This window comes from Paenibacillus sp. WG02, from assembly GCF_055396115.1.
In genome coordinates this window covers 1,601,215-1,625,354 of the sequence record NZ_AP036016.1, presented here as the reverse complement: position 1 = coordinate 1,625,354, position 24,140 = coordinate 1,601,215, and the positions used below count along the sequence as shown (strand labels likewise).

The following is a 24,140-nucleotide window of genomic DNA, read 5'->3' as shown; positions in this document are numbered from 1 at the left end:
GAGGCCGTAAATAAAATGCCAAAAACGCCTCTTCCTTCAAATCAGGAGGAGACGTTTTTTTGTTTTTGCTGTATAAACTGCATCCTAACTTCCTCGTATACCTGCTTTAAAGGTACTTGATACTCCTTAGCGATTTGCTCGCATTCTTTGAACTCTGGTGCATATTGTACCAATTTCCCCTGGTGATAACCGACTTTTACCGATAAAAGTCCCCATCGTGTTAGCACTTGCTCGAATTCTCTAGCCAATCTGTGACAGGAAGCGTGCATATACCGAATGCCAAGTGTCGTTGTCTCGCTAAAAATAACCTCCTCTACAACATAGAGTCGTTCATCTTCAACCAGCACATTCAGCATAATCCCTGGTCTGCCTTTTTTCATAATAATCGGTACAACAAATACATCATTCGCACCTGCTTCAAAGAGCTTATCCATGATATAAGAAACCCACTCCGGGTTCATATCATCCAAATTAGCCTGAATTAACAGCATACTATCGTCCACATGCTCATCCCTATGATTAAAACTCACGATCCTCACCTCTTAGAGGCATCATAGCAAAAATCCGATAACAACGAAAGATGCAGGGATAAACATTCGGCGAAGAGTACATCCTAAGAACTAACATTTAAGGAAGGATGATTGAGATGAAAAGCAGACCTTTTTGGTCGCGGGTTCTTGTTCTTAGCCTCCTCCTATCAGCAACCGAATCCGGGACTCTTTCAGGCAGTGCTGAATCCCATGCCGCTGCATCTGACCAATTCTTTAAGGCAACTCCGTCCAAAGTTAACCCGAACTCGAACTCTGAGCGGAAAGAGCTGTTTGAAAAAACAAGCATCTTGTCTGGCATTCCGTGGGCATACCTTGCCGCAGTTGATCAGTACGAAAGAACGATGAATATCGCAAAAAAAAGACCCGCACATCAAGGAATTACCAGCATTTACTTCCCTGAAGCAGATTGGGTGGGCTTATTAAATCCAGACCAGCAAGATACGAATCCAAAAAGCATCTCCTTCTTTCATGGCTACGGACGAGATGGTTCAGGTGACGGCGTCGCAGATCGAAACAACGATTTAGACGTACTGGCAGCTATGGCCACAGTAATGAGCAATAATGGCAACCAAGAAGAAAATTTACAAATCAACTTATGGAATTATTATCAAAACTCACGCAGTGTAGAACGTATCAAACAATTCGCAACAATCTATGCCACACTAGGTACCCTCGATGTTGGTGAGCATGCTTTTCCACTGCCAGTGAACGCAGACTACTCCTACCGCAGTACATGGGGAGATAGCCGCGGATGGGGCGGGCATCGTTCCCATGAAGGCACAGATTTATTTGCGGGATATGGTGTTCCTGTACGAAGTACTTGCTATGGCATTGTAGAGATAAAAGGCTGGAATCCCTACGGAGGCTGGCGGATTGGTATTCGAGATGTGAACAATATTTATCATTACTACGCCCATCTCTCTGGTTTTCAAAAAGGGATCAAAGAAAACGATATCGTAAAGCCTGGACAAACTATCGGTTGGGTAGGCAGTTCGGGGTATGGTAAGCCAGGAACATCAGGTAAATTTCCGCCTCATCTTCATTTTGGACTTTATCGTGATAATGGGCTAACCGAATGGAGCTTTGATCCTTACCCCTCCCTTCGCAAATGGGAACGAGAAGATCGGATGAAAAAGAAAAAATAAAACCGCTCCATTATTGGGGCGGCTCTTTTTGTATCTTGCTTTCTTGCGTTGTAACTCCCTCTACCTTTGGTGTTGTTGTAGTTCCGGCATTCGGTATGCTAGGCAGCGATAAACTCGGTGGACTTGCATCCTTATTACTACCCACTGGTTTTCCCTTATTATCATAATAATAAGTTGGGACATCCCCAACCACGAGAGAATATGAAATAGGAATTTCCGTTTCCACAATTTCTGTATCGGAATCAAAGGGAATAATCACCGATACTTCAGCAATAATGCGAACATACACTTCAAACATAACCATATTGATTCCCGCATTTTGTGAACGCGTATTCAGATCAACCTTCACAGTACCAACTGGCAGCAGCCGAATTGGAATATCAGGGCCAAACGAGGAGAGAATCGCACTATTCATCGCTTGCCCAACCGGAATATGCTCAGATATACTTTGTAAATCTTTCAGTTCACCTTGCACAGTTTTAATCGTATCCGCAGTAATACGCATATGTTCATTATAATTAAGCATGAAGCCCGTTATTTTACCATTTTTATCCATCTTCCAATCAATTAATTGCTCTGCACTCGTATTTCCAGCCACATGATTCGCAATAGCGCTATTAATCGCTTGTGTCGCTATCTGCTTGATGCGTACCTTTGCCAAATTCATCAGTGGAGGTCTAAGATTACGTTCTACGAAAATAAAAAACTGCACAGTAAATAAGACAAAAATGAGAAGACTGATCAACAGCACCTTTTTGCGGTTTGTTTTCCCTGTAGGTCTGCTTCTCCATCGTCTCCTTAGCAGCATCCCATTCCCTCCCCTAGCCACTTAAATCAATTAGTACTACCTTATGCGGACATGGAGTGAAAAAGAAGACATGTTCCCTACGGCAAGTCCCATCATCACGAATACGTCCATATCCATGTCCTTTGTTAACCTATCTCTTCTCTGTCCCCTTTCCATTTATGCCCCATCCCATATGCATCCCACATAATCTAAATAGCCGTGTTTACACACGTCTGCCCCCTCATCGACTCTGCATCAACCCCTATCTTTGTCACCATATCCTTCAGCCAACACAATTTGTCACGTCTTTTCATGCAAGTCTGTGTATATGTATCCCATCTCAGTCGAATCTTCCCTCCTACGTCACCTCACTCCCCATCCAACCCAACTTTTCTCCATCTCTATGGGCACTATCCCCATTACTCAGAATTAGAAATCAACCATAATTTAAATTAAATATTTCCAAATTATCTTGAAATGAGATCATACGTTTGGTATAATATTAACAAGAACATATATTCCTATTTTGAAACAAACGGAGAGATACATATGAATTTTGCAAGTATGTCACTTGATCAATTTCAAAATCATTTTTCCACTGATAATGCTTGCATTGCGTACATTTTTCACACTAAGTGGCCTGAAGGTTTTAACTGCCCACGTTGTAAACACAGCCATGCTTATGTGACAACTACCCGTCGCCTTCCGCTTTACCAATGCTGTCAATGTCGCCATCAAACGTCACTAATATCTGGAACTATCATGGAAGGAAACCGAACTGAACTACGTAAATGGATACTGGCTCTTTTTCTATTCTCCCATACCAATAAAGGTACAACCGCAACCGAACTTTCTAAATTTATTAAGGTTACATATAAAACTGCCTGGCTAATCTTACATAAAATCCGTTCAATGATTCATAGCTCCGATAATCAAAACCAGCTTTCGGGTTCAGTTTGTATAAATTCGGCTATCTATGGACGACCTTATAATCCTTCCGTCCACAAACACAGACAAGAGCACCTTCTTCTAGTAGGCTCATCAGTTAATGAATGGAATCAATTTACCCACCTCAAAATAAAGCACGTTCTACTTCCGAATCCAAAAGAAAGACATATTCCTCGTATTGAAACAAAAGCCTTTCATCAACAGCACATTGAATCCGATACCCAAAATGTTGAGATTGTTACAGGTTTTTATACTCCCTCACGACTTCGCCCATTGCTCATATTCGCTAAACAAGCTAGTAAATGGATAAATAGCACCTTCCATGGCCTTGGACCCAAACATTTACAAAAGTACCTAGACGAATTTAGTTATCGTCTAAACCTTTCTTCAAAAAACACGCCTATTTTTGCCCATTTAGTTAAACTCTGCATCAAACCCTCGAGCTATCAATAGGCACTAAAAGTAGTGTTCTATTTAGCCATCAAATTTCTTGTAGTGCATTAAAAGTAGATTAGTTCCAATTGATAAAAACATGATCAAATTACTTACTTACATACTTACTTACTTACTTACTTACTTACTTACTTACTTACTTCTTTCTTCTTTCTTCTTACTTTCTTAATTCTTACTTCTTACTTCTTACTTCTTACTTCTTACTTCTTACTTTCTCTTTGTACTTTCTTTCTTATACTTTCTTACTTTTACTTTTTTGTCTCTTTCATCTTTCATCTTTCATTTATTCATGTCAGTTTTCATTCTGAGTTAAAGGGATAGTGGATATAGGTGGCTAAAAATGAAAGACCACCTTTGCTTAAAGGTGGTCGGGGGAAGCAATCGTCGTTTTTGATTCATGGTGTTGGTTTCTTGCGTTCTTGGGTTATGGTTCTCGGTTTTTGGTTTTTGGTTTTTGGTTTTTGGTTTTTGGTTTTTAGTTTTTGGTTTTGGTTTTGGTTCTGGGTTCCTGGTTCTTGGTTCTTGGTTCCTGGTTCTTGGTTCTTGGTTCTTGGTTCTTGGTTCTCAGTTTTTGGTTCTGGGTTCTGTGTACTGGGCTCTCGGCTCTTTCTTCATTGTTCTTGATCTTTGATTTTGGTTCGTTTTATGGATGGACGTCGGCGTCTTCTTGCAGTGTTTTAGTACCGATCCATGATTAGTTGTGTTTTTAGTGAATCTATTGCGAGGAACCAGCCTTTACTTTGCAGATAGGTGATTAATTCATCGTGTTTAGTGGATGCTGTAGATTCACTATTTGTTTTAAATGAAGCTTCAACAATGTATTCAGTTCCCGTACCAGTTGCATTTAGAATTGGCCATACTTCGATATAAAGCTGTTGGCCGCTCCACGTTCCGACTGAACGTTTGGCTAGAACCGAACCGTAGACACGAGAAGAAGCAAGCTTGCTAGTCCCCCAACCACTGTAAAACCAATTATTAAATTTATCAGGTGCATTATTAATCAGAAGACTGCGGGAATCGGCCAGGTTTGGGAGATCCATACCGCTATAACCTGATTTAGTACCTGCCTTTGGACGTGTGATGCTTAGTGTTTTCTTCTGATATCCCCACTCGACTTGCGCCTCATAGCCCGTATCTCCGGAATCAAAGCCTTGTTGGTTTGCCAGTGTTAAGGCACCATTTATATCGTTGCCAATAACTGCATAGCGCTTTTTGTAGGTAAGCTCAAAGTCGTTTTCTCCCTCTGTCTTACGAATCCTTGGACTCCATCCATTGTTATAAATGTCCTTGGCGTTCGTATCCAGGAACTGGACGTTCATCTTGGTCACGCTATCAGGCATGCCAAATGCACTTTTTACGCTGCTTGTAAGTTTAAAATCAGATCCAAGAACTGCGCTTGGGTTAAGGAGAAGCTTCACTTCATAGTTCGGTACCATGTTGCTCGCAGCTGAGGCAGACTTGGGTGCTCCGCCTAGACCAGCAAGTAAACTAGTTCCTACTACGGCTACCATGACGACCATCAGAGTATTTTTCTTTAACATCAATTCATCTCCTCTACCGATATGGAAGGTTTTCCCTCATAGACTGACATTATAGGAAGAGTGTCATTGGATGATTATCTAAGCTTGTAATTATTGTAAATCTAGAAAAAAGAGTAAAAAGCTGAACCCCTTAACAATAAGGAGTTCAGCTTTGTGTATCATTTTATAATTTCTCGGAGTTCATCCCAAGATACAATCCTCGGTAGATTCAAGTGTTGATTATATGATCTATCTTTCACATATATGTTCAATGGGAGGTGTGACAAGGTTTCCAGAACGGCTGGTTTATCATCAAAATAATAATCCAAGTTCAGTTTTTCAATTATATGTACTTTCTCGGAATCACTCATCCCACAATAAAAATGTCCCTCAACTACAGGGAAACCATTGTCTATTAGCCAGTTTTTCGTTCTTTCTGTATGCTCTTTAGCTCTTGCTGTAATATAGTACACCTCATGACCTTGTTTTACTAGTTCCTGCAAGATGTCAACGGCATGGGGAAAAGAAGGACATTGAGAATAATAAATGTCATCGCGGAGGCTTGACCACAGCTTACCTCCTTCTTCTTTCGTCAAACCAAAGGCACTGTGAATTTCCATCGTCGTTAAGGCGTGAAAGGCGTCTAAGCCAATATTTTGCTGTAGCTTATGGTTATAAATATGAAAGGCATGTTCTCTTAAATTAATAAGTGTATCATCGATATCAAAGCCGAATTTCAAGGTTAACTCCTCATTTCATGGATATACTATGCTGCCGGAGCAATTTCCTTTAGTATTTCCCCTTATTCCTTCAATATAAGTCCGAAAAGACTTGCAAAAACGGAGGCTTGTCCCCTCGAAATGATGCAGCCGCGCAAATCCTCTACACTCACACCTAAACTTGTGAATTCACAGCTGCTGATATCTATTCCTGCAAGCTTCACACCCGTGAATTGTGCCCGGTCCAGCTGACAGTTATCGAAATGCACTTTTTGCATTGTAGATTCGTAGAAATCGGCATTTAATAGCGAACACTCCTGAAATACAATCTGTTTGAAATTAGCCATACGAAAGGTTGCATAGTCGGCCAAGCAGGTATGGAATAAGACGTTACGGACGGTTGCTTCTGTTAGGTCAATACCCATGATTTTGCAATTTCTAAATTCAGTTCGATGGATTGTAGCTTCTCCAAAATCAACGTTGGATAGATCGCATTTCTCGAAAATAACATCTGTCAGCTCAATGTCTTTCATCGAGACCCGAGTAAAAGTGACATTTCGAAATATCACTTTATCAAAAGCGACTTTATATGCGGACTGATTGTCAATGATACAATCGCTTATAAGACCCGTATGAAAGCTATCTTCCGGCTGCATTTCCTCGATCGGCAGTGTAATGGGGGGAATTTCTTTAGGAATCTTCGGTGTTTCTATTTTTGGAATGCTCATCTGGTACTCCTTTTTATGGTGTGATAGGGCAAAAAAATAAGCCTTACGGCTTTTGAATATGTACTCTATGGTATTTATTTCTCCCTTTATACTACCATCTCTTCTTCCCGCCAGACAAATCTTGATCGCTTAACCCACTTAATTTCTCATACGATCCTTTCCACATCACATAAATGGATTGAATCTGGATAAATTCCTCGTCAGCCGGTCCCGCCCCTTGCATGAACATGGCCTCTAACATTTGTTTGTAAAAAGTCATTCGTTTATGAATCATTTGTTTCTCCATATCTATAATTTCATCCAAGGTATGATAATCCATAAATGACTTTATATCGTCGGGAAGCTCTTCATCCAGCCATTCTTCTCTAGGTGAAGGAGTAGGTGTAGACGTGCTCGTTCTATTACTTAAATCAACCGTTGTCCGCAGCTCTGACAATAGGATATTCTCTTTCGCGCACATGACATGAAAATATTTATTTTTGAGCAGCTCATTAATCACCAGCTGACACATATCTTTATTCCGTATTAACATACCATCAAAGGGATGAAGTGTCCAAACATGATCTTTCTCATATATATTAAATGTGAACCATTCGTTGGCATACAAAATTCTGGTATTAATTGTAGACTCGTCAACAATCTCAAATGTAAAATCCAGCAACGTACAGCCCCCTCCCCAGTATCACAAATCTATTCTTATATTCTACCAAATCATAACAAAAAAAAGAAACCTTTTCAGGTTTCATAGATGACTATTTTTCAATGAATTTAGACACATATTCTGCTTTTTCAGCGCTTGCTACGACAATGAGCACAATGATTATTCCAGAAAGTATAATCCCGCTTATGATCATCCTGTGCACCTTCTTTGACAGATTTATTCATCTATATTCAAAGATATGATGCACGGTTCCTTTTATTCGCCTAAATCCATAATCACGTATTTCTCAATATGACTGGCCAGAATGCCAAAATTAGGTGTTTGGCTGTCCACATGTTCACCCAAAATTGATTTCACTGCTAAATAAGGGAAGTTAATGCCAGATAGACAAGTCACATGCAGACCGCCAGACATTCTCGGGTTAATCTCAAGTAATTTAGGAACACCCTGATTGTACTTCACTTGAATGTTATAATTAAACGGGATCTTGTAGGTAGCTGCAACCTGATGTGCGATTTCGATCAATTCAGGCACTTCCTCCAGCAGTCTTAGCCGTCCGTCCGCTTTGCGACGCGGCACAGCGGCAAGTAATTCACCGGAAGCCGATGCTAAGCAATCGATGCTGTATTCAAAGCCGTTTAATAATTCCATCACCATCAAATCCTCGAAACGATCTACGGATGATAAGGTCCTGTATACTTGTTCCGTAGAAAGATAAGGAGTAACAGTACCGAACAGGTCACTTAATGTATCCCGCCCATTGTTGATGATTCTGAAGCCCATACCGCCCTCGGCATTTGTTGGCTTCATACAAACCTGATGACCTGCACTTACAAGTGTCTCATAGGCGGTCATAAATTCATCTGCCGTATTCACCACGCGATAATCTGGGATTGCAATAATGTTCTTTTCCCTTATGGCTTCATAGAACTTTTGTTTCTCTAACAAGTTTTCTAAAAGCTCAAGGTCACGACAAACGGTTACTTTCGTACCTACTTTTTCGAATAAATCGATATGCTTCGCAACGGCATACATATGCAATCTGGGAATGAATACATCAATGCCATGCTTTTTACAGAAATCTAGGGCAAACTCTACATAATCATCATCACCTAAAACAGGCTCTGTATCCGCGTAATCAGCCGCCTGCAGCGCCATGTGGGTACGATCCGGATGTGTAGCATACATTTTGAACTGGACGCCATCCTCGTTATTGCGAATGCTATTCATATAATGATAGGCGACCGAGAACCAACGGTTAAACCATACTTTTTTCATGAGGACTCCTTTATGACAAATAGATTCGTTTGCTCTATGTTTACGGATTCAACATACTTAAGAATTTCGTCTGTAGCGAAAATTCCAGATTCCTCGGTAAATGAGTAGTCCCCCGTCGATTGAAACTGCTCTTGTCGAAATAATTCTCCGTGCCTAGGGGCGATAGAGAAATCCGCAAAATCAATCAAGATCCGATCCAAAAGAGAATCACCAGATGCCACAACTTGACGCTCCCCTGTTAATTGCTTGAGATGCTGAACGGCATCTCTTTTATTAACGACTTGCGGAACGACATAAACCTTTCTTCCTTGAATGGAAGTGCTCCAGCCCATGCGCTGAAGCTCTGCACTCATCTGAGTAACTTCCTCCAGCGGCATCTTTGCTCGGTCAATGATATGGGAAAAAAATAGCTCGTCGCAATAGCTAGAACTGATGACCCACTCCGGACTAAGGACTCGATCTAGCAAAATCCTGACATCCTGCACATGGTCACTTGATTCACTAACGCGAGCAATTACAGACGCTTGCCATTCCAGATCGGGATGTCCATCTATCAGAATATTCCCTCCGTTGCTCGTAACGGCATAGGTGGGCTTCAACATTTGACTAATTAAATGTATACGATTGTACTGCTGCATGGTTCGTGTCGTTACCGGGATGAAAATGAGCTCCGTCATCAACTTTTGAAGCTGCTGGTAGGAACTAGAGGACATATACGATCTCACTTTTCCGTCAATGAGCTCCGCTATAATAATCTGATTGCCTAATTCTTCGGCACGCTCTAAAGGCTGTGAATAGATTAACGTTTGATCTAAATCGCTTGCAAATATCATTCGGCATCTCCTTTCACGGATTTAATAATACCACAACAGGAATACGTGAGATCTGGGTATACTTCAATTGGTACGTCCCTAGCTTCAGCTAAAAGGAGGATATGACGAATATTCGGATTATCTAATCGGTCTACTAAAATCCGCCATGGTACTCTACGAAGCAGTACACGGGTCGTTTCTCCAACACCTGGTTTGATCAAGTTAATATCTGCAATCTGATACTCGTTCTGAATCGCTTGAATATCACGTAAACCCTTCCATGAAACTGTCGGAGGATGCTGAAGTAATTCACGAGCACTATGCTGTGCTTCTGTCACTACTTCACCAAATAAGGGCACAATCTCTGCAATAAAATGATTGGAGAGATCCTGGTCCAACCACTCTTTATAATATTTGGAACCATGAAAGTCATGCGGCCCTATGAGATCTTCACGCAGCACTGTTCGACTCATTAAACCGGAAACCACCGCATTCAAGCATGCACTCGGAATCAAGAAATCCTCTCTCGTTCCAAACATATCCGTGCAATGGCCAGGATCAGCAAGCACAGCAAGATCATCGTCCAACTTGATCCCGTAATCTCGTCCGAGCTTGCTGCAAGCCTCTACAAGTACTTTACGGATTGCTCCCTTGCCAGTCCACCCGTCTACGAATTGAAGCTTCGCATCTGGATGTTTTTGCAGGATATAAAACAAAGCGTTCTCGTCAATCCCTTTACCTCGAATAATCGAGATGCTGTAATGGGGCAAATCCAGCTGATGCACCTCTTGCAGGTAGCGTCTTATTAGAATGCCGACCGGTGTGCCCGCTCTAGCAAGAGAGACCAGCACCGTTTTCGGTCCTTTTTTATTTCGAATGAGCTCTGCCGTAGTACCGACGGCTAATGCAACCTTCTTGGCCGACATCTGCAGCGTCTCTCGGTACAATTTTAAATAATCGGGCGTTGGCAGATGCTCTTGGGGTAGCATTTCCGAATAATGAGTACCCGATTGAATGGCTAGCTCTCTCGCATCCATCGACTTTTCCAGCTTAACCTCGCTCAAATCCTTAAGCAGGAATGTCACATCGGAAGCTGGATAGCTGCCCAAGTGCGTAGGCTCCTCTATTGGTTTAACTCGCCAGTTTTCCATACTGCATTCTCCTTCCATTCAACCGTTTGAGGAGAGAAAACGACAATATGAATCTGTTTCAGCCCTCGCGTTTGAAGTATTTGAAGCAATGGCTGCATCGAAGCTGGATCTGCTTCTCTTTCCATAAATAAATAGAGATCGTCATACATGCCTACCGGAACATTATAGAAGTAATGAGTGACTTCGGGATCCTCCGGAGATGAGTACGGATAGCCTACCTTAACTGCGTAATCCTCTGTATCAATCGTATGAATGGGACTCCTCGTCGTCGATTGGTAAAACACACCTTCTCCCATTTCAGCGGCAATTCGCATGGGGATATACATAAACTCACCTGTGCCTACGCACAACGTCTTCTTCCCTGTACGGGTAAGTTTCAACTGCTGGGCGGCTTGTGATATCGAATGATTGGCTTGTTCGCTTTCCTCCGCGTAAGACCAAATCTTCCACTATGCTGTAAATAAGGGTGTTGGCTCACGTAAGGAGCATGAACAAAAAGATGATCTATATACGTAAAGTGAATGGGTCCCTTTTGATCTGGAATAGGAAGGACAGGCACTGTGGGGGTTAAACTTTCAGATGAACCTGTTACTTTTACCTCACCTTTGACTAAAGAAAGCACGTGGATGGAGATACCTAACTCCCGTTCTAGCTTCAGAAACTGCTGCTGATCCTCAGAGGTTCTCCAATCAAGCAGAGCAAGGATATAGTAGGTTTTCTTCGGAAATTTCCCCTGCATATCTCTAATAATGTTCAAAGATGTCTTACCTGTGGTAATTTCATCATCAACAAGGACTACAATCTCCGGATCTGTAAGCATCTGAGCATCCTTCGCGTAACAATAATGAGCTACTGCATGCGAATGCTCCTCACTGAAATTAATGATAGATTCCGATCCTTCGATCACTTCACGCGTGGTATGAATGTAGCTGCCACCGTGACCAAAGGTTTCATAAACGGCATGTCCGATGGCTGTGGCAGTTTCAGCAAACCCTATAAAAGCAACGGAATTCGGTAAACTTAGACGATAGGACATAATTTCTTTATAGGCCGCCTCGGCCTGAGAAGGATCGATAATGCCATGAATAGCTTGAGGGATTAACTGCTGCGGCATAGTGCCTTTTAAGGCTTGTTGTAAAAGTAGTCCCATTGAAGCTCCGCTTAATAAGGAGGAATACGGATTTACAGGGATATGTTTACCAAGCACCTTGCTAACAAACAGAAAGGATCGTTTCTTATTGATTCTTGCCGCCATGGCGAACAGTGAGTCGAGGGGAATTTCATAGGGATTAGACGTCAATGTCACTTGAAGCTCTAAATCGCCTGCGATCTTATACGTATGCTCGATTATGCTTGAGCAATAATCCATCATATTGTTGTTGTTCATGCAGCACCCCATAAATTTGTGATCGTAATAGAATACGTCTAGCCCAGCTTAAATGAGGTTTGATTTCATTCATTTTATTGGCATATGCGCTCTTAATAACGCCATGATCGCCATTATTGTTAGTAATAATACTTGTAGCATCCGTATACTCTTCATGAGTCACCGCATATAGCGCTTGAACGGGCTTAATATGAGTAGGATGAATAATCGTCTTACCAATCATACCGTTCTCTTTATCCATAATGACTTCGCGAACCAATCCCTTTTGAGGGAAATATTCCCAAACAGGCCCAGAGATAACGTAAGAGGCGTCAACACGCCCAAATATATTAATAATGTCAGCTACACAATCTCGAATCGGCGTTATGTCATAAATGGTCATGTCTGGACTGCGTCTCAAACCAAATAGGCTGGAGAAATCCGTAGCACCAATTCTTACATTGAGGACCAAATTCCTATACTGCTCGAGGATCTCTTTAATCGCTTGAAGGGTATGTGTACGGCTTTCCTTATAAATAACAGGTCCAGACTCAAGAATGGGCAGACCATATAGCATGGGGGCGGAAGGAGGTTTCTCATCATTATAATTTTCTAGTATTTGAAAATAAGCTTCGCCATTGTCTGCAGTAAATTTCGGGAATACAAATCCCGTTAAAAGGGATACATTTTCTTCTAATCGTTCGATCAAATAATTTAACTGATTCACACTTCTTACACGTACGAATAAAAGCGGAAGATTGTCCGAATGAAGAATTCCGACCTCAATGAAGGTGGCTAATTTATTCATTTGATTCACCAATGATTCTTCTGCCGAATGAACCTCATTTTCACCGACGGCATCTTCCAAATCAAGAATTACTGAGACAAGACCTTCAATTTTACCAAAAGCGATATCCTCCGCGAACGTAGGACGTGTAGCAGGCATATACAGTGCAGCACCAATAGAATAAGCAAGGATTTCTTTACGCGAATGATTATGGAAGGAAGTCGGAGGTAAATAAAATAGAGCTTTCTCTTCATCAACGGTTAAATAATTAAAATATCTCAATCCCGATTCCTCCCTCTTCGTTTAAGAAACAAATCCCCCCATAAAGGAGGGATTGTCATTGTATAGTAGGTATGATTAGTTAGCTGATTCCTGCTTGTCCTTTTTGCGAAGTAAACTTAATACAATCGTGCCTCCAAATATAACAATCAGAGTTGAGAAGAAAAGAACATGTGAAATATGAACACCGAATGCGCCGGCAATCATCTTAAGACCAATAATGATAATAAGGATGAAGGCTGCTTTCTCCAACTCTGGAATCTTGTCAATGAGCTTTAAGAAGACTTGCGCCACGCCTCTCATCATAAGTACACCGATGATGCCTCCAAGGAACAATACCCAAACCTGGTCACTTACACCAAAAGCAGCAAGTACGCTATCGACACTAAAAGCAATATCCATGACTTCTACTGCAAGTACAGTACGCCAGAAGGAAAGTCCTTTATTCTGAACCTCCCCTTCCTCTTCCTTCTTCTTGAAGAAAAGATTACTGATAGCAATCCAAAGGAGATAGGCGCCTCCGAGCACTTTAATCCAAGTAATTTGAACGAGGAATGTACCTACCCCAATAGCTATAAACCTGAAAATATAGGCACCTAGGAGTCCGTAGAATAAAGCTTTTTTCTGCTGCTCCTTCGGTAAATGCTTTACCATTACTGCTAGTACCAATGCGTTATCAGCGGATAAAAGACCCTCTAGTATAACTAATGTCCCGATAATACCCCAGCTAACCGGATCAGAAAGTGTTGTTGAAAGCACTTCCCAGTTGAAAAAGTTAAGGAAGTTGTTGATAAAACTTTGAAAAAAATCGGACATGCCTTGACCCTCCTGTATATTTCGCAATTATTTACTTATTTCCAGCAACCCATCTCATTCCCCATCCAAAGGCTTCATCTAGCGCCTTATGACCGGAGAAATATTGAACAAGCCGCTCAATGCTAAATGTTTCATTATTTTGGTTACGAATTAATGCAATAGCACACATGCCCTGACGATTATCATGTTCGTTCAATTTCACTTCGATGTCGGGTCCGCCATCTTGCTTGATGGACACTACGCCATCTGCTTCAGACCAAGTGGTTGCACCTTCGTAAATGAAAGTAAAAATTAGAATGCGTTCAAACTCAGAGAGCTTATTTCCATTAATACGAATATTCTCCCCTGTAGTGACGGAGCCCGTACGATCATCACCGTCTAAGGCAATATACGGCTCTCGATGGAGTGAACCGAATCGATTGCCAAGCGCTTGAATAACGCCCTTCTCACCGTTCTTCAATTCATATAAACAAGCAAGATCCAGATCGATCACTTTGCTTTTACCGAAAAATCCACCGGATTTCTTCTGATTCCAGTTTAAATTAATGACTATTTCCCCGAGATTGCCTGTTGTCTTCTTCTCAAGGCTAATGCGATCGCCCTTCTTCTTCAATTCAATCTTATTCAGATTAATTGGTACCGGAGGGATGAGGGGAGGCTTACCCGCTTGCGTCGGTGTCGGATTAGGTACAGGGCTAGGTGTAGGTTCATCCTTTACCTCGATTCCGAAATTACCGCATAGCGCTTTCAATCCACCGGAAAATCCAGATCCAATCGCACTGAATTTCCATTCTGTGCCGTATCTATATAATTCCCCAACAACAATAGCTGTCTCAACGGAGAATTGATTTCCTAATTCATATCGCAACATATCTTGCCCTGTGCTAGGATGAAAAATCCGTAAATAAGCTTGTGTCACTTGGCTGAATTGCTGCTTTAGCTTCTCACCCTCATGAATAGTTAGTGTGATAGCAACTTTCTCAACATTGGCTGGAACGCCCAAAAATTGAATCGTAAATTGCTTCTTGTCGGTTCCATGAGAGGGTTGATCGATGAAATTCACACCGCTTTTTGTTGGATTATTGTAGAATACCAACTGTTCGTCATTATCTACCTTCCCACTAGTGCCTAACAAGAATGCTGAGGTATCCAGATCTATGTTCGCAGGAGAGTTCCATCCGAGTCCAATACCAATCTGTGAGAGTCCCGGATTTGTTTTTGTAACATCCGTCTTTTGGCCTTTGACAAGAGATATATGCATAAGGGCTGTCCCTTCCGTACTCCATAATTGAAGGGTGATGCCTTACTAGCACCACCCCACCTGATTCTGAATTTACTGGGCATCAAGTCCGTAGTTTTTGCACAGGGCTTGAAGACCACCTTGAAAACCACTTCCAACAGCTTGGAACTTCCATTCTTGACCTTGGCTGTCTCGATACAATTCACAAATGACAACGGCCGTTTCTACCGAAAAGTCCTCACCTAAGTCATAACGTAAAATCTCCCGATTCGTTATCTCATCAACAAGACGAACGAACGCATTCGATACTTGTCCAAAATTTTGACCACGATTAGTCGCATCATGGATCGTTACTGCAATGCCGACTCGGTGAATATGTGCAGGGATTTTGGAAAAATCAACTTTGATTTGCTCGTCATCCCCATCGCCATCACCTGTCCGATTGTCGCCCGTATGTTGAACGCAACCACCCACACCAACTAAGTTATTGTAAAAAATGAAATCCTCAAGCCCTTTGGCTTTACCTTCAGCATGAAGCAGAAAGGCCGACGCATCCAAATCGAATGCATGTCCACCACTATATTTGTTCGTATCCCAACCTAATCCGATAATAGCCTTACTGAGGCCAGGATTGGTCTTCGTTAAGTCAATTCGTTGACCTTTTGACAAGCTGATTGACATTGCTGCATCTCCTTAGAGTTTTCGCAAGAAAACTAGCATCGTAAGCATAATCTTAGAGTTTTCGCAAGAAAACTAGTATAATAAGTAAGATCTTAGGACGTTTGCAAACCGTAATCGCGAGCTAATCCTGCAAGACCGTCTTTGTAGCCGCTGCCGATCGCGCTGAATTTCCATTCGCCAGCGTGACGGTACAATTCACCGATGACTACGCCTGTTTCAATGGAGAAGTCTTCGCCAAGATCAAAACGGATCAATTCTGCGCCTGAACCTTCATTAAGAATTCGAACGTAAGCATTGGAAACTTGTCCAAAGTTTTGCGCTCTTGCTTCAGCATCATGAATGGTAATGCAGAAAGCAATTTTTTCCGTTTCTGCCGGAACTGCACTCAGATCAACATTGATTTGCTCATCGTCTCCATCACCTGCACCGGTACGATTGTCGCCGGTATGTACGATAGAACCGTTCGCATTCTTCGGGTTGTTGTAGAAGATGAAATCAGATTCAGTTCCTACTTTACCAGAAGCATTAACAGCGAAAATGGAAGCGTCTAGATCGAAATCTTTACCGCCATCATATTTGTTCGTGTCCCAACCTAAACCAACAATAACTTTAGTCAAACCTGGGTTTGTTTTTGTTAAATCTACTTTTTGACCTTTGGATAGTGAAATTGCCATTGAAATAACCTCGCTTTATAGGGGATTTGTTTAATCTTATTGATATCGTTTAACTAATTGGCCAATCGTTGTATCTGTGCTGCCTTCACCAATCGCGTTGAATTTCCATTCTCCGCTATGACGATAAAGTTCACCAACAATCAGGGATGTTTTACCGGAATAATCTTCGGTCAGATTAAATTTTATTAATTCTTGGTTATTCGAATCATTCACTAATCGGATATAGGCGGATTGAACGAGACCGAAATCTTGTTTTCTATTCACGCAGTCGTAGATATTAACAACGAATACGATCTTACTAACATCCGCAGGAACTTGTCCTAAATTAACAGATACTTGCTCATCATCGCCATCGCCTTCCCCCGTGCGGTTATCACCGGAGTGAACAACAGAACCATCAGGGCTTTGCAAGTTAGCGAAGTAAACAACATTCTTCTCTTTCGTCAATTTCCCATTCTCATCTAATAAGATGACGGAAGCGTCGCAATCAATTTCAACAGCTGTTTTTTTGGATCCGAAGAAACCTTTCTTCTCCACAACCGCAGGATCCCAACCTAGTCCAACTACAACCTTGGAAAGACCCGCATTACCTTTGGTTAAATCAATTTTTTGACCTTTGACCAAGCTAATTGTCAACGAGGTCACCTCCTCTCACATCCTGTATTCGTTCATTCTTTCATTTGATACGGATGAAGTTCGAACACGTTTCATTTTTACGATTAAATGTTTTGTAAATCGACGATCACAGACTAAATTCGCCAGGATTGAGGTTCAGCGCTGTACAAATATCTCTGACAACCTTCTTCTCTTGTTCATCAAAATCTCCGTCTGCAGCACCAATTGCGCAGCATACCGCAATGATGATTCGTCCAACTTCAGGCTTATTATTAAACTTGGAAATAACTTTAAGCGCCTCTTGCTTGCCTACAATGTTTGAGAACTCAAAGTTGCCAGCAAAGTGATTGAAGCGAGCAATGACATTACTGACATCAAATACTTTAAGCTCATCGCTGCGGCTGATGTAACCAATCATTTTTTCTTTTTCTGTATTACCAATGCTGCCATCAGCTGATGCTACTATCGCACAACCCGCTACAACGGCATCCAGAAAATCTTTGTTTTGAAATTTTTTGACTTGGTCAGACAAGTTTGATTTTGCATTTGAAAACCATGATTTAAACGTACTCATTTCAGCACCACCTATAAGATTTAGTAACACATTTTGACTATAGGCTACATTTTTCTCCACAATAGTCTATGTTCACAGTTTAAACGATTAGACATATGTTTTCAAATATTGGAATTTCGAAGCTGCTTTGGGAAATACTTCAACCTAAACGTCATAAAACCGCCCAAAACGGGCGGTTAAATAGTCAAATATATAAGATGGGAATGAGTACCAATACTCCCTAACGATTAGATTGTGGCCTCTACCTTCGTGTAGCGATTAGCAGGAATCGGGACGCCTAAGTTTCCGCGCAGCGTGTCAGATTCATACTCTTTGCGGTATATACCGCGCTCTTGCAGGATTGGCACAACGAGGTCGACAAAATCGTCCAACCCTTTGGGAAGAGCTGCAGCAATAATAAAGCCGTCTGCCGCTTCTTCTTTGAACCAGAGCTCGACACGATCCGCCACTTGTTCAGGTGTTCCTGTAAATTCATTGCGCGGTGTTGCGACACCAAGCGCCACTTGTCGAAGCGTGAGGTTTTTCTCTTTCGCAGTTTGCTTGATTTTATCCGTACCGCTGCGGAAACTGTTGCTGCCGAAATCACCGAGATCCGGGAACGGTTCATCCAATGGATATTGAGAGAAATCGTGGTGCTCGAAGAAGCGCCCCAGAAAATCCAATGCTTTATCAATCGTAACTAAATTAGCAATCTCTTGATATTTGCTTTCCGCTTCTTCTTCCGTGCTTCCGATAATCGGGCTAATCCCAGGAAGAATAACAAGCTGATCGGCTGATCGGCCATAAGCTACCGCTCCGCTTTTAATATCCTGATAATAAGCCTTGGCTTCCTCAATCGTTTCGTGTCCGGCAAATATGGCATCAGCGACTTTAGCCGCGAAAGCCCGACCATCCTCTGACGCTCCAGCCTGAAAGATTACCGGCTGCCCTTGCTTCGAACGCGCGATATTAAGCGGACCCTGTACGGAGAAAAACTCCCCTTTGTGGTTCAACGTATGCATTTTGCTCGGATCAAAGAATACGCCGCTTTCTTTATCTCGGACGAAGGCATCGTCTTCCCAGGAATCCCAAAGTCCACGCGCTACTTCCAAGAATTCATTCGCGATGCGATATCGTTCGGGATGTGTGGGGTGCTGGTCTTTGCTATAATTTCTAGCCGATCCCTCAAGAGGTGAAGTTACGATGTTCCAGCCTGCACGCCCATCACTGATCAGATCAATCGAGCCGAACTGCCTGGACACTGTAAAAGGCTCGCTGTAGGAAGTCGAAAGCGTACCCACAAGACCGATGTTGGTCGTGACAGCAGCCAGCGCCGAAAGAATCGTAATCGGTTCAAACCGATTCAAAAAATGAGGGATCGATTTCTCGGTAATGTACAGACCGTCCGCAATGAAAACCAGATCGAATTTACCGGCTTCAGCTTTCTGAGCCTGCTGTTTATAAAAGCCAAAGTTGACGCTGGCATCTGTAATCGCCTCGGGATGGCGCCATCCCGATATGTTCCCACCGACACCATGAATGATAGCTCCAAGCTTCAATTGCTTTTGTTTTGTCATCGTCATCACGTCCTTATGATTATTATTGAAGAATTACCGCTTCTTTGAGCTGCAGACGGTAGCTCTTAACTAGGTTTTCGCCCTTCTGAATATCCTTATCAAATGCCCGTTCGAAGCCTAAACGCTCATAAAGCTTCACGGCAGATTCCATCATATCGGAAGTATGCAAGTGCAGCGTCGATGCACCCAATTCCAGCGCTCGCCGCGCGCTTTCTTTAATAAGCTCCGTAGCGACTCCCTTGCCTCTAGCTTGCGGGGAAACAGCCAATAAGCGAATAATCGGCGTATGGATATCTAATTCAGGAAGTCCATAGGCAACCTGGGAAGACAGGAACAAGAGGGAACTGCCCACGATTTCCCCATTGATTTCGGCAATTAGTCGTGCAGAAGGAGCGTCGCCATCTACAGAGGCAAGAATGTTGTCTCTGTACTGCTGCCATCCTTCGGGAGGAAGAACTGCTTCGTACTGACTGTAGGCATCAATAAGAAGCTGCCTGATCACCTCACGATCTTCCGTACGAGCTTCACGAATCCGAATCCTATTTGAACTCATTTCCCCCACACCTCTTTCTATCACAATAGGTTTAATCGGTTTTATACCATTAAAGATTCGCTGCTTGCTCAGCTTGTTTAATCCGCTCTATTTGGGCAAGATGCACCTGCACATGTGCGATAAAAGATTGAACGACATCCGTTAATGCTAACGTCTGTCCTTTGAAGTTAACACCCGTTTTCTCCCAATCTTGGGGGGATAATCTTCGCAATAATAAGCTGTTATAAGTCAATAACGCTTGGAAGGCGTCCAAAATATCTACAGCTGCGCCTTCATTCGCCTTGGCACTACTTACCCAAGCATCTTGCCCAAAGGCAGGCAGTTGGACCGTGGATCCAGAGATGATCTCACGAATGCGAAAGGAAACAACAATGTTGTGATCGGTCAAATGAGATAGAACTTCCGTCACACTCCATTTATCCGCGTTCTCTTTCCAAGTCAGCTGCTCATCCGTGAGTCCGTCAATCGCAGCTCTCAACTGTTTATTTGTATCTATATAAGGCCCAATATCGATTACAAGTTGACTCATCCTGATACCTCCACTTCGAATTCAGAGCTTATATGCTTAAGAGCTTTCTCCGCTAATAGGGCAAAATAGTTGGCGCTGATCGGCAGCGCGCGCTCATCGAGATCAAAAGCGGGATGGTGCCATTCCTGCGTACCCGATGTGCCCATGAATAAGAAAATACCCGGCACCTTCTTCTGATAGAAAGCGAAGTCTTCCCCTGCTAGAGATGGTGTAGGCGTGATGACTTGCAAGTCTGCAAAATCCGCAGCTCGGGCTGCTAATTCTGCTAACCCCGCATCGTTCTGCACGGCTGGCGGACCCTTGATCCATCGTACAGATGCCTTCGTTCCATAAGCAGCCGCTACACCATGAACCACTTGATCGAACCTGCTCAGAACCGTGGCTCGAACTTCCTCATCGAATGTCCTCACCGTTCCATCTAAGACAGCTTTATCCGGAATGACATTCCAAGCGGTTCCGCTGTGTATCTTGGTGACGCTTATCACAGCGCTTTGCAGCGCACTCACACTACGGCTTACAATCGCTTGCAGTGCTGTGACGATATGTGCGCCGGTTACAATCGGATCAATCCCCGCTTCAGGCACCGCAGCATGTGTACCCTTTCCCTCGATTTCAACAACGAAGCCATCTGCAGAAGCCATGAGCGGTCCCGGTTTAATACCGATTGTGCCCACAGGAAGATCGGGTTTATTATGCATCCCAAATACTGCCTGAACCCCCTCCAAGGCACCGCTTCGGATGACCTGCTCCGCTCCTTGCGCTTTCTCCTCCGCCGGTTGGAAAATGAAGCGAACCGTACCCCGCAGCTCCTTCTCTCGCTGCTTTAATAAGAAAGCGGCGCCCAGTATGGCTGCGGTATGAAAATCATGTCCGCAAGCATGCATGGTGCCCGGAACCAATGAGGCGTAAGCCAATCCAGTAGCTTCCTGGACAGGCAGAGCATCAATATCGGCTCGCAGCGCAATAATGGGTCCTTCGTGCAGACCTCCAACTTCCGCGACGAGACCTGTTTTCAGCGGAAAGTTAGCCACTCGGATGCCCGCTTCTTGCAGCCAGCCTTGAATCGATGCGGTGGTTTGAACTTCTTCGTTCGATAATTCCGGATTTTGATGCAAATGACGCCGAATCGCGATCAGCTTCTGATCAAATGCCGACTGCAATTGTTCCGATAGCGCATCACTCATGCTCATTCCCCCTCTTGATGACATATGCCTTTTACCTACACAAGCAGCTCCGAGAACGCCTCACTAAGCAATTCAAAGGACCGCAAGCGCTTGGCGAAATCTTTCACCGACGTTGTAACGATGAACTCGTCTATCCCATACGTTTGCTGGATGTCCAGCAGCTTTTGGCGGACGGATTCTTTGGTACCTTTTGTAATCTCCGCTTCCTTCTCTTCTACGGTGAATTTGGCTTGCGTTTGCCGTCCATACTCCTCGGCCTGTTCAAGGGTTCCTACCGTCAAGGTTTTGCCGTTTTCCAAATGGATTTTGACATTTTTATACTCGCCAGCCAGCACGTTGGCGTCTTCTTCTGTGTCAGCTACAATTAAGGACAAAGCCAAGATCGCCTTCGGCTGTCCGCCATGTTCTCGATTAAATCCATTATGATACGCTTCGAAAGCTGCTGCTGCCACTGCATGATCACCATTAATGAATTGGGCAAATACATAAGGAAGCCCTAATTCAGCAGCTAATTCTGCACTCGCCGCAGAGGCGCCAAGTAGATAGATATCCGCTGGTTGTGTCGGAATCGGAGATACCCGAAGACCGGTAAGCGGATGATCAGCATCCAATCGATTATGAACAAATTGTTTGAGTTCCTTCAGCTTCTCTGATAAAGTAGCTGGCTCAGTGATACCCTGCTGCAAAGCTTTCGTAGAACGAGGAAGCCCGCCTGGCGCCCTTCCGATACCGAGATCTACTCTTCCAGGTGCTAATGAAGCCAGGACATTAAAGTTTTCTGCTACTTTGTATGGACTGTAATGCTGCAGCATGATGCCGCCAGAGCCAATGCGAATGCGCTCTGTTTTCGCTAATAAATGAGAAATGAGTACTTCGGGCGATGAACCGGCCAATTGATCGGAATCATGATGCTCCGATACCCAAAAGCGGTGATAGTCCAACTTTTCCGCTAATTGTACAAGCTCTATCGTATGCTGCAGTGCGGCTTCCGCATTCTCCCCAGGGAAAATAACGCTTTGATCCAAAATGCTAAGTTTGATCCCCATGCCATCCACTCCGTTCAAGCTGTAAATTTAGATGTTATACGTATACTCCGGCGTAATTCGTTTCAGAAATTGTCTCGTACGCTCTTCCTTCGCATCGCTAAAAATATCCTGAGGCCTTCCTTCTTCCACAATCACACCTTGGTCCATGAAAACAACATGATTCGAAACTTCGCGAGCAAAGCCCATTTCATGCGTGACGACGATCATCGTAATGCCTTCTTTGGCAATTTTCTGAATAACCTCCAGCACCTCGCCAACCAGCTCAGGATCAAGTGCAGAAGTAGGTTCATCGAACAAAATCACTTCTGGATTAAGAGCTAGCGCACGGGCAATACCCACCCTCTGCTGCTGTCCGCCTGACAGTTGGCTTGGATAAGCGTCCAGCTTGCTGCCCAACCCCACTTTCTCCAGCATTTGAATGCTCGTTTGCCGTGCTATATCCTTGGATTGCTTCTGCACAATGACAAGGCCTTCCATCACATTTTCCAGCACCGTTTTATGTTTAAATAGATTGTAATGTTGAAATACCATCGCCGTTTTCTTGCGCAGCGTGTGAATATCCTGTTTGCTCGGGCGCTTGCAATTGATGGTGAAATCCCCAATCGATACTTCACCTTGATTCGGCTTCTCCAAGTAATTGATGCAGCGAAGCAGCGTCGTTTTCCCGGAACCGCTTGGGCCAAGGATGCAAACGACTTCTCCTTTTTTAACTGTCAAATTAATACCTTTCAGCACTTCATGCTTGCCGAATGCTTTGGTGATATTCGCCATTTGGATCATCGCACACCGCCTCGGTTGTAAATATTTATCCGTTTCTCTAGCAGCCCCGTCAGCTTCTCGATCAGAATCGTCACTCCCCAGAACAGGAAAGCCGCGGCAATATAAGATTCAAAGAATTTCCAATTTGTCGTAGCAACGATTTGCGCTTTGGCATTAATTTCAACAACGGATACCGTGAAAGCCAGTGTAGAACCGTGAAGCATACCAATGAGCGAATTGGATAAATTCGGCAAGCTAACGGCCAATGCCTGAGGAAGCACGATGCGCCTTAACGCTTGCGGTGTTGTCATGCCGATGGAATAGGCAGCTTCGATCTGTCCTTTATTCACGGCTAGAATGCCTGATCTTACGACCTCTGCCAAATAGGCTCCTGCTGTAATCGAAAAGGAAAGAAAGGCGAAACCAATCATTGGAATAGAAGTCGATCGGAAACTCCAGCCGATGGCTTTGGCCAAAGAATCAATAATCACAGGCAATCCGAAATAAATGAGCAGCAAGTGCATCAGCATCGGTGTTCCTCGGATGAACGTCACATAGCCGCTTGCGATGTAATGGATAACAGGTACGCGGTATATTCGGATGATAGCCACAGCAGATCCAATCAGAAATCCGAAGAAAACCGATACAATCGTAATTAGCAGCGTAATGGGCAATGCCGAGAGCAGTTGAATAAAGGCGGAACCGATAAACCCTAGATCCAGCTTCAT

28 protein-coding genes are annotated in these 24,140 nt (G+C 43.3%); 3 read left to right on the top strand and 25 right to left on the bottom strand.

Annotated features, from left to right (window positions below; genetic code table 11):
- Window positions 1-41: 41 nt before the first annotated feature.
- The gene (larC2, locus tag ACBP55_RS07690; RefSeq protein ID WP_464650765.1) at window positions 42-530 is read right to left on the bottom strand and encodes a nickel pincer cofactor biosynthesis protein LarC2; all 489 of its coding nucleotides are present in this window, start codon (window positions 528-530) and stop codon (window positions 42-44) included.
- A 116-nt stretch (window positions 531-646) separates the two neighbouring features.
- Between larC2 and ACBP55_RS07685 the strand changes: the two genes are divergently transcribed.
- Complete coding sequence (locus ACBP55_RS07685; RefSeq protein WP_464650764.1) at window positions 647-1,696, top strand: M23 family metallopeptidase; 1,050 nt, start codon at window positions 647-649, stop codon at window positions 1,694-1,696.
- Window positions 1,697-1,706: 10 nt separating this feature from the next.
- Here the strand turns inward: ACBP55_RS07685 and yunB are convergent, their stop codons facing one another.
- Window positions 1,707-2,504 carry a sporulation protein YunB gene (gene yunB / locus ACBP55_RS07680; protein WP_464650763.1) on the bottom strand — a complete coding sequence of 266 codons (798 nt, stop codon included), beginning with the start codon at window positions 2,502-2,504 and terminating at the stop codon, window positions 1,707-1,709.
- Between the two features lie 528 nt (window positions 2,505-3,032).
- On the opposite strand from yunB, the gene ACBP55_RS07675 reads away from it, so the two are divergent.
- Window positions 3,033-3,884 carry a transposase gene (locus ACBP55_RS07675; protein ID WP_464650762.1) on the top strand — a complete coding sequence of 284 codons (852 nt, stop codon included), beginning with the start codon at window positions 3,033-3,035 and terminating at the stop codon, window positions 3,882-3,884.
- A gap of 330 nt (window positions 3,885-4,214) precedes the next feature.
- Window positions 4,215-4,508, top strand: coding sequence for a hypothetical protein (locus ACBP55_RS07670; protein ID WP_464650761.1), 294 nt, complete (start codon window positions 4,215-4,217; stop codon window positions 4,506-4,508).
- A gap of 53 nt (window positions 4,509-4,561) precedes the next feature.
- On the opposite strand, the gene ACBP55_RS07665 is transcribed toward ACBP55_RS07670, so the two are convergent.
- From ACBP55_RS07665 to ACBP55_RS07555, 23 genes are all read right to left on the bottom strand, one after another.
- Window positions 4,562-5,425 (bottom strand): hypothetical protein, encoded by an 864-nt coding sequence (locus tag ACBP55_RS07665; RefSeq protein ID WP_464650760.1) that lies wholly within the window; start codon window positions 5,423-5,425, stop codon window positions 4,562-4,564.
- A 158-nt stretch (window positions 5,426-5,583) separates the two neighbouring features.
- Window positions 5,584-6,144 (bottom strand): 5' nucleotidase, NT5C type, encoded by a 561-nt coding sequence (locus tag ACBP55_RS07660; RefSeq protein ID WP_464650759.1) that lies wholly within the window; start codon window positions 6,142-6,144, stop codon window positions 5,584-5,586.
- A 62-nt stretch (window positions 6,145-6,206) separates the two neighbouring features.
- Complete coding sequence (locus ACBP55_RS07655) at window positions 6,207-6,851, bottom strand: pentapeptide repeat-containing protein (protein ID WP_464650758.1); 645 nt, start codon at window positions 6,849-6,851, stop codon at window positions 6,207-6,209.
- A 91-nt stretch (window positions 6,852-6,942) separates the two neighbouring features.
- The gene (locus ACBP55_RS07650) at window positions 6,943-7,512 is read right to left on the bottom strand and encodes a hypothetical protein (protein WP_464650757.1); all 570 of its coding nucleotides are present in this window, start codon (window positions 7,510-7,512) and stop codon (window positions 6,943-6,945) included.
- A gap of 255 nt (window positions 7,513-7,767) precedes the next feature.
- Window positions 7,768-8,790: an ATP-grasp domain-containing protein gene (locus tag ACBP55_RS07645; protein ID WP_464650756.1), complete on the bottom strand. Its 1,023-nt coding sequence runs from the start codon at window positions 8,788-8,790 to the stop codon at window positions 7,768-7,770.
- On the bottom strand, window positions 8,787-9,623 hold the full coding sequence (locus tag ACBP55_RS07640) for an HAD family hydrolase (protein WP_464650755.1): 837 nt from the start codon (window positions 9,621-9,623) through the stop codon (window positions 8,787-8,789). The genes ACBP55_RS07645 and ACBP55_RS07640 overlap by 4 nt, the downstream gene beginning before the upstream one ends.
- Window positions 9,620-10,753, bottom strand: a complete 1,134-nt coding sequence (locus tag ACBP55_RS07635) for a cysteine protease StiP family protein (protein WP_464650754.1) — start codon at window positions 10,751-10,753, stop codon at window positions 9,620-9,622. The genes ACBP55_RS07640 and ACBP55_RS07635 overlap by 4 nt, the downstream gene beginning before the upstream one ends.
- Window positions 10,726-11,133, bottom strand: a complete 408-nt coding sequence (locus ACBP55_RS07630) for a TRSP domain-containing protein (RefSeq protein WP_464650753.1) — start codon at window positions 11,131-11,133, stop codon at window positions 10,726-10,728. The genes ACBP55_RS07635 and ACBP55_RS07630 overlap by 28 nt, the downstream gene beginning before the upstream one ends.
- Window positions 11,130-12,140 carry a phosphoribosyltransferase domain-containing protein gene (locus tag ACBP55_RS07625; RefSeq protein ID WP_464650752.1) on the bottom strand — a complete coding sequence of 337 codons (1,011 nt, stop codon included), beginning with the start codon at window positions 12,138-12,140 and terminating at the stop codon, window positions 11,130-11,132. The genes ACBP55_RS07630 and ACBP55_RS07625 overlap by 4 nt, the downstream gene beginning before the upstream one ends.
- Window positions 12,085-13,188 (bottom strand): HpcH/HpaI aldolase/citrate lyase family protein, encoded by a 1,104-nt coding sequence (locus tag ACBP55_RS07620; protein WP_464650751.1) that lies wholly within the window; start codon window positions 13,186-13,188, stop codon window positions 12,085-12,087. The genes ACBP55_RS07625 and ACBP55_RS07620 overlap by 56 nt, the downstream gene beginning before the upstream one ends.
- A 75-nt stretch (window positions 13,189-13,263) precedes the next feature.
- Window positions 13,264-14,001, bottom strand: coding sequence for a TerC family protein (locus ACBP55_RS07615; protein WP_029195152.1), 738 nt, complete (start codon window positions 13,999-14,001; stop codon window positions 13,264-13,266).
- 31 nt (window positions 14,002-14,032) lie between these two features.
- The gene (locus tag ACBP55_RS07610; protein ID WP_464650750.1) at window positions 14,033-15,262 is read right to left on the bottom strand and encodes a TerD family protein; all 1,230 of its coding nucleotides are present in this window, start codon (window positions 15,260-15,262) and stop codon (window positions 14,033-14,035) included.
- A 72-nt stretch (window positions 15,263-15,334) separates the two neighbouring features.
- Window positions 15,335-15,922, bottom strand: coding sequence for a TerD family protein (locus ACBP55_RS07605; RefSeq protein ID WP_464650749.1), 588 nt, complete (start codon window positions 15,920-15,922; stop codon window positions 15,335-15,337).
- Window positions 15,923-16,014: 92 nt separating this feature from the next.
- Window positions 16,015-16,596 (bottom strand): TerD family protein, encoded by a 582-nt coding sequence (locus tag ACBP55_RS07600; RefSeq protein ID WP_173188764.1) that lies wholly within the window; start codon window positions 16,594-16,596, stop codon window positions 16,015-16,017.
- Between the two features lie 36 nt (window positions 16,597-16,632).
- Window positions 16,633-17,232, bottom strand: coding sequence for a TerD family protein (locus ACBP55_RS07595; RefSeq protein WP_173188762.1), 600 nt, complete (start codon window positions 17,230-17,232; stop codon window positions 16,633-16,635).
- A gap of 106 nt (window positions 17,233-17,338) precedes the next feature.
- Window positions 17,339-17,785, bottom strand: a complete 447-nt coding sequence (locus tag ACBP55_RS07590; protein WP_464650748.1) for a tellurite resistance TerB family protein — start codon at window positions 17,783-17,785, stop codon at window positions 17,339-17,341.
- Between the two features lie 227 nt (window positions 17,786-18,012).
- Window positions 18,013-19,341 carry an LLM class flavin-dependent oxidoreductase gene (locus ACBP55_RS07585; protein WP_464650747.1) on the bottom strand — a complete coding sequence of 443 codons (1,329 nt, stop codon included), beginning with the start codon at window positions 19,339-19,341 and terminating at the stop codon, window positions 18,013-18,015.
- A gap of 22 nt (window positions 19,342-19,363) precedes the next feature.
- Window positions 19,364-19,894 (bottom strand): GNAT family N-acetyltransferase, encoded by a 531-nt coding sequence (locus ACBP55_RS07580; protein WP_464650746.1) that lies wholly within the window; start codon window positions 19,892-19,894, stop codon window positions 19,364-19,366.
- Window positions 19,895-19,943: 49 nt separating this feature from the next.
- A complete protein-coding gene (locus tag ACBP55_RS07575) occupies window positions 19,944-20,423 on the bottom strand; it encodes a DinB family protein (protein ID WP_464650745.1) in 480 nt (159 codons plus the stop codon).
- Complete coding sequence (locus ACBP55_RS07570; protein ID WP_464650744.1) at window positions 20,420-21,607, bottom strand: M20 peptidase aminoacylase family protein; 1,188 nt, start codon at window positions 21,605-21,607, stop codon at window positions 20,420-20,422. Before ACBP55_RS07570 ends, ACBP55_RS07575 begins: the two co-directional genes overlap by 4 nt.
- Window positions 21,608-21,642: 35 nt before the next feature.
- The gene (locus ACBP55_RS07565) at window positions 21,643-22,653 is read right to left on the bottom strand and encodes an LLM class flavin-dependent oxidoreductase (RefSeq protein ID WP_464650743.1); all 1,011 of its coding nucleotides are present in this window, start codon (window positions 22,651-22,653) and stop codon (window positions 21,643-21,645) included.
- A gap of 27 nt (window positions 22,654-22,680) precedes the next feature.
- Complete coding sequence (locus tag ACBP55_RS07560) at window positions 22,681-23,433, bottom strand: amino acid ABC transporter ATP-binding protein (RefSeq protein WP_029195141.1); 753 nt, start codon at window positions 23,431-23,433, stop codon at window positions 22,681-22,683.
- Window positions 23,430-24,140 carry an amino acid ABC transporter permease gene (locus ACBP55_RS07555; RefSeq protein WP_464650742.1) on the bottom strand — a complete coding sequence of 237 codons (711 nt, stop codon included), beginning with the start codon at window positions 24,138-24,140 and terminating at the stop codon, window positions 23,430-23,432. Before ACBP55_RS07555 ends, ACBP55_RS07560 begins: the two co-directional genes overlap by 4 nt.

Excerpts from the sequence above, each read along its gene's own strand:
- ACBP55_RS07685 (WP_464650764.1), top strand. The coding sequence starts at position 647 with ATGAAAAGCAGACCTTTTTGGTCGCGGGTTCTTGTTCTTAGCCTCCTC.
- yunB (WP_464650763.1), bottom strand. The coding sequence starts at position 2,504 with ATGCTGCTAAGGAGACGATGGAGAAGCAGACCTACAGGGAAAACAAAC.
- ACBP55_RS07675 (WP_464650762.1), top strand. The coding sequence starts at position 3,033 with ATGAATTTTGCAAGTATGTCACTTGATCAATTTCAAAATCATTTTTCC.
- ACBP55_RS07665 (WP_464650760.1), bottom strand. The coding sequence starts at position 5,425 with ATGTTAAAGAAAAATACTCTGATGGTCGTCATGGTAGCCGTAGTAGGA.
- ACBP55_RS07655 (WP_464650758.1), bottom strand. The coding sequence starts at position 6,851 with ATGAGCATTCCAAAAATAGAAACACCGAAGATTCCTAAAGAAATTCCC.
- ACBP55_RS07645 (WP_464650756.1), bottom strand. The coding sequence starts at position 8,790 with ATGAAAAAAGTATGGTTTAACCGTTGGTTCTCGGTCGCCTATCATTAT.
- ACBP55_RS07640 (WP_464650755.1), bottom strand. The coding sequence starts at position 9,623 with ATGATATTTGCAAGCGATTTAGATCAAACGTTAATCTATTCACAGCCT.
- ACBP55_RS07635 (WP_464650754.1), bottom strand. The coding sequence starts at position 10,753 with ATGGAAAACTGGCGAGTTAAACCAATAGAGGAGCCTACGCACTTGGGC.
- ACBP55_RS07625 (WP_464650752.1), bottom strand. The coding sequence starts at position 12,140 with ATGAACAACAACAATATGATGGATTATTGCTCAAGCATAATCGAGCAT.
- ACBP55_RS07615 (WP_029195152.1), bottom strand. The coding sequence starts at position 14,001 with ATGTCCGATTTTTTTCAAAGTTTTATCAACAACTTCCTTAACTTTTTC.
- ACBP55_RS07610 (WP_464650750.1), bottom strand. The coding sequence starts at position 15,262 with ATGCATATATCTCTTGTCAAAGGCCAAAAGACGGATGTTACAAAAACA.
- ACBP55_RS07605 (WP_464650749.1), bottom strand. The coding sequence starts at position 15,922 with ATGTCAATCAGCTTGTCAAAAGGTCAACGAATTGACTTAACGAAGACC.
- ACBP55_RS07600 (WP_173188764.1), bottom strand. The coding sequence starts at position 16,596 with ATGGCAATTTCACTATCCAAAGGTCAAAAAGTAGATTTAACAAAAACA.
- ACBP55_RS07590 (WP_464650748.1), bottom strand. The coding sequence starts at position 17,785 with ATGAGTACGTTTAAATCATGGTTTTCAAATGCAAAATCAAACTTGTCT.
- ACBP55_RS07585 (WP_464650747.1), bottom strand. The coding sequence starts at position 19,341 with ATGACAAAACAAAAGCAATTGAAGCTTGGAGCTATCATTCATGGTGTC.
- ACBP55_RS07580 (WP_464650746.1), bottom strand. The coding sequence starts at position 19,894 with ATGAGTTCAAATAGGATTCGGATTCGTGAAGCTCGTACGGAAGATCGT.
- ACBP55_RS07575 (WP_464650745.1), bottom strand. The coding sequence starts at position 20,423 with ATGAGTCAACTTGTAATCGATATTGGGCCTTATATAGATACAAATAAA.
- ACBP55_RS07570 (WP_464650744.1), bottom strand. The coding sequence starts at position 21,607 with ATGAGTGATGCGCTATCGGAACAATTGCAGTCGGCATTTGATCAGAAG.
- ACBP55_RS07565 (WP_464650743.1), bottom strand. The coding sequence starts at position 22,653 with ATGGGGATCAAACTTAGCATTTTGGATCAAAGCGTTATTTTCCCTGGG.
- ACBP55_RS07560 (WP_029195141.1), bottom strand. The coding sequence starts at position 23,433 with ATGATCCAAATGGCGAATATCACCAAAGCATTCGGCAAGCATGAAGTG.
- ACBP55_RS07555 (WP_464650742.1), bottom strand. The coding sequence starts at position 24,140 with ATGAAGCTGGATCTAGGGTTTATCGGTTCCGCCTTTATTCAACTGCTC.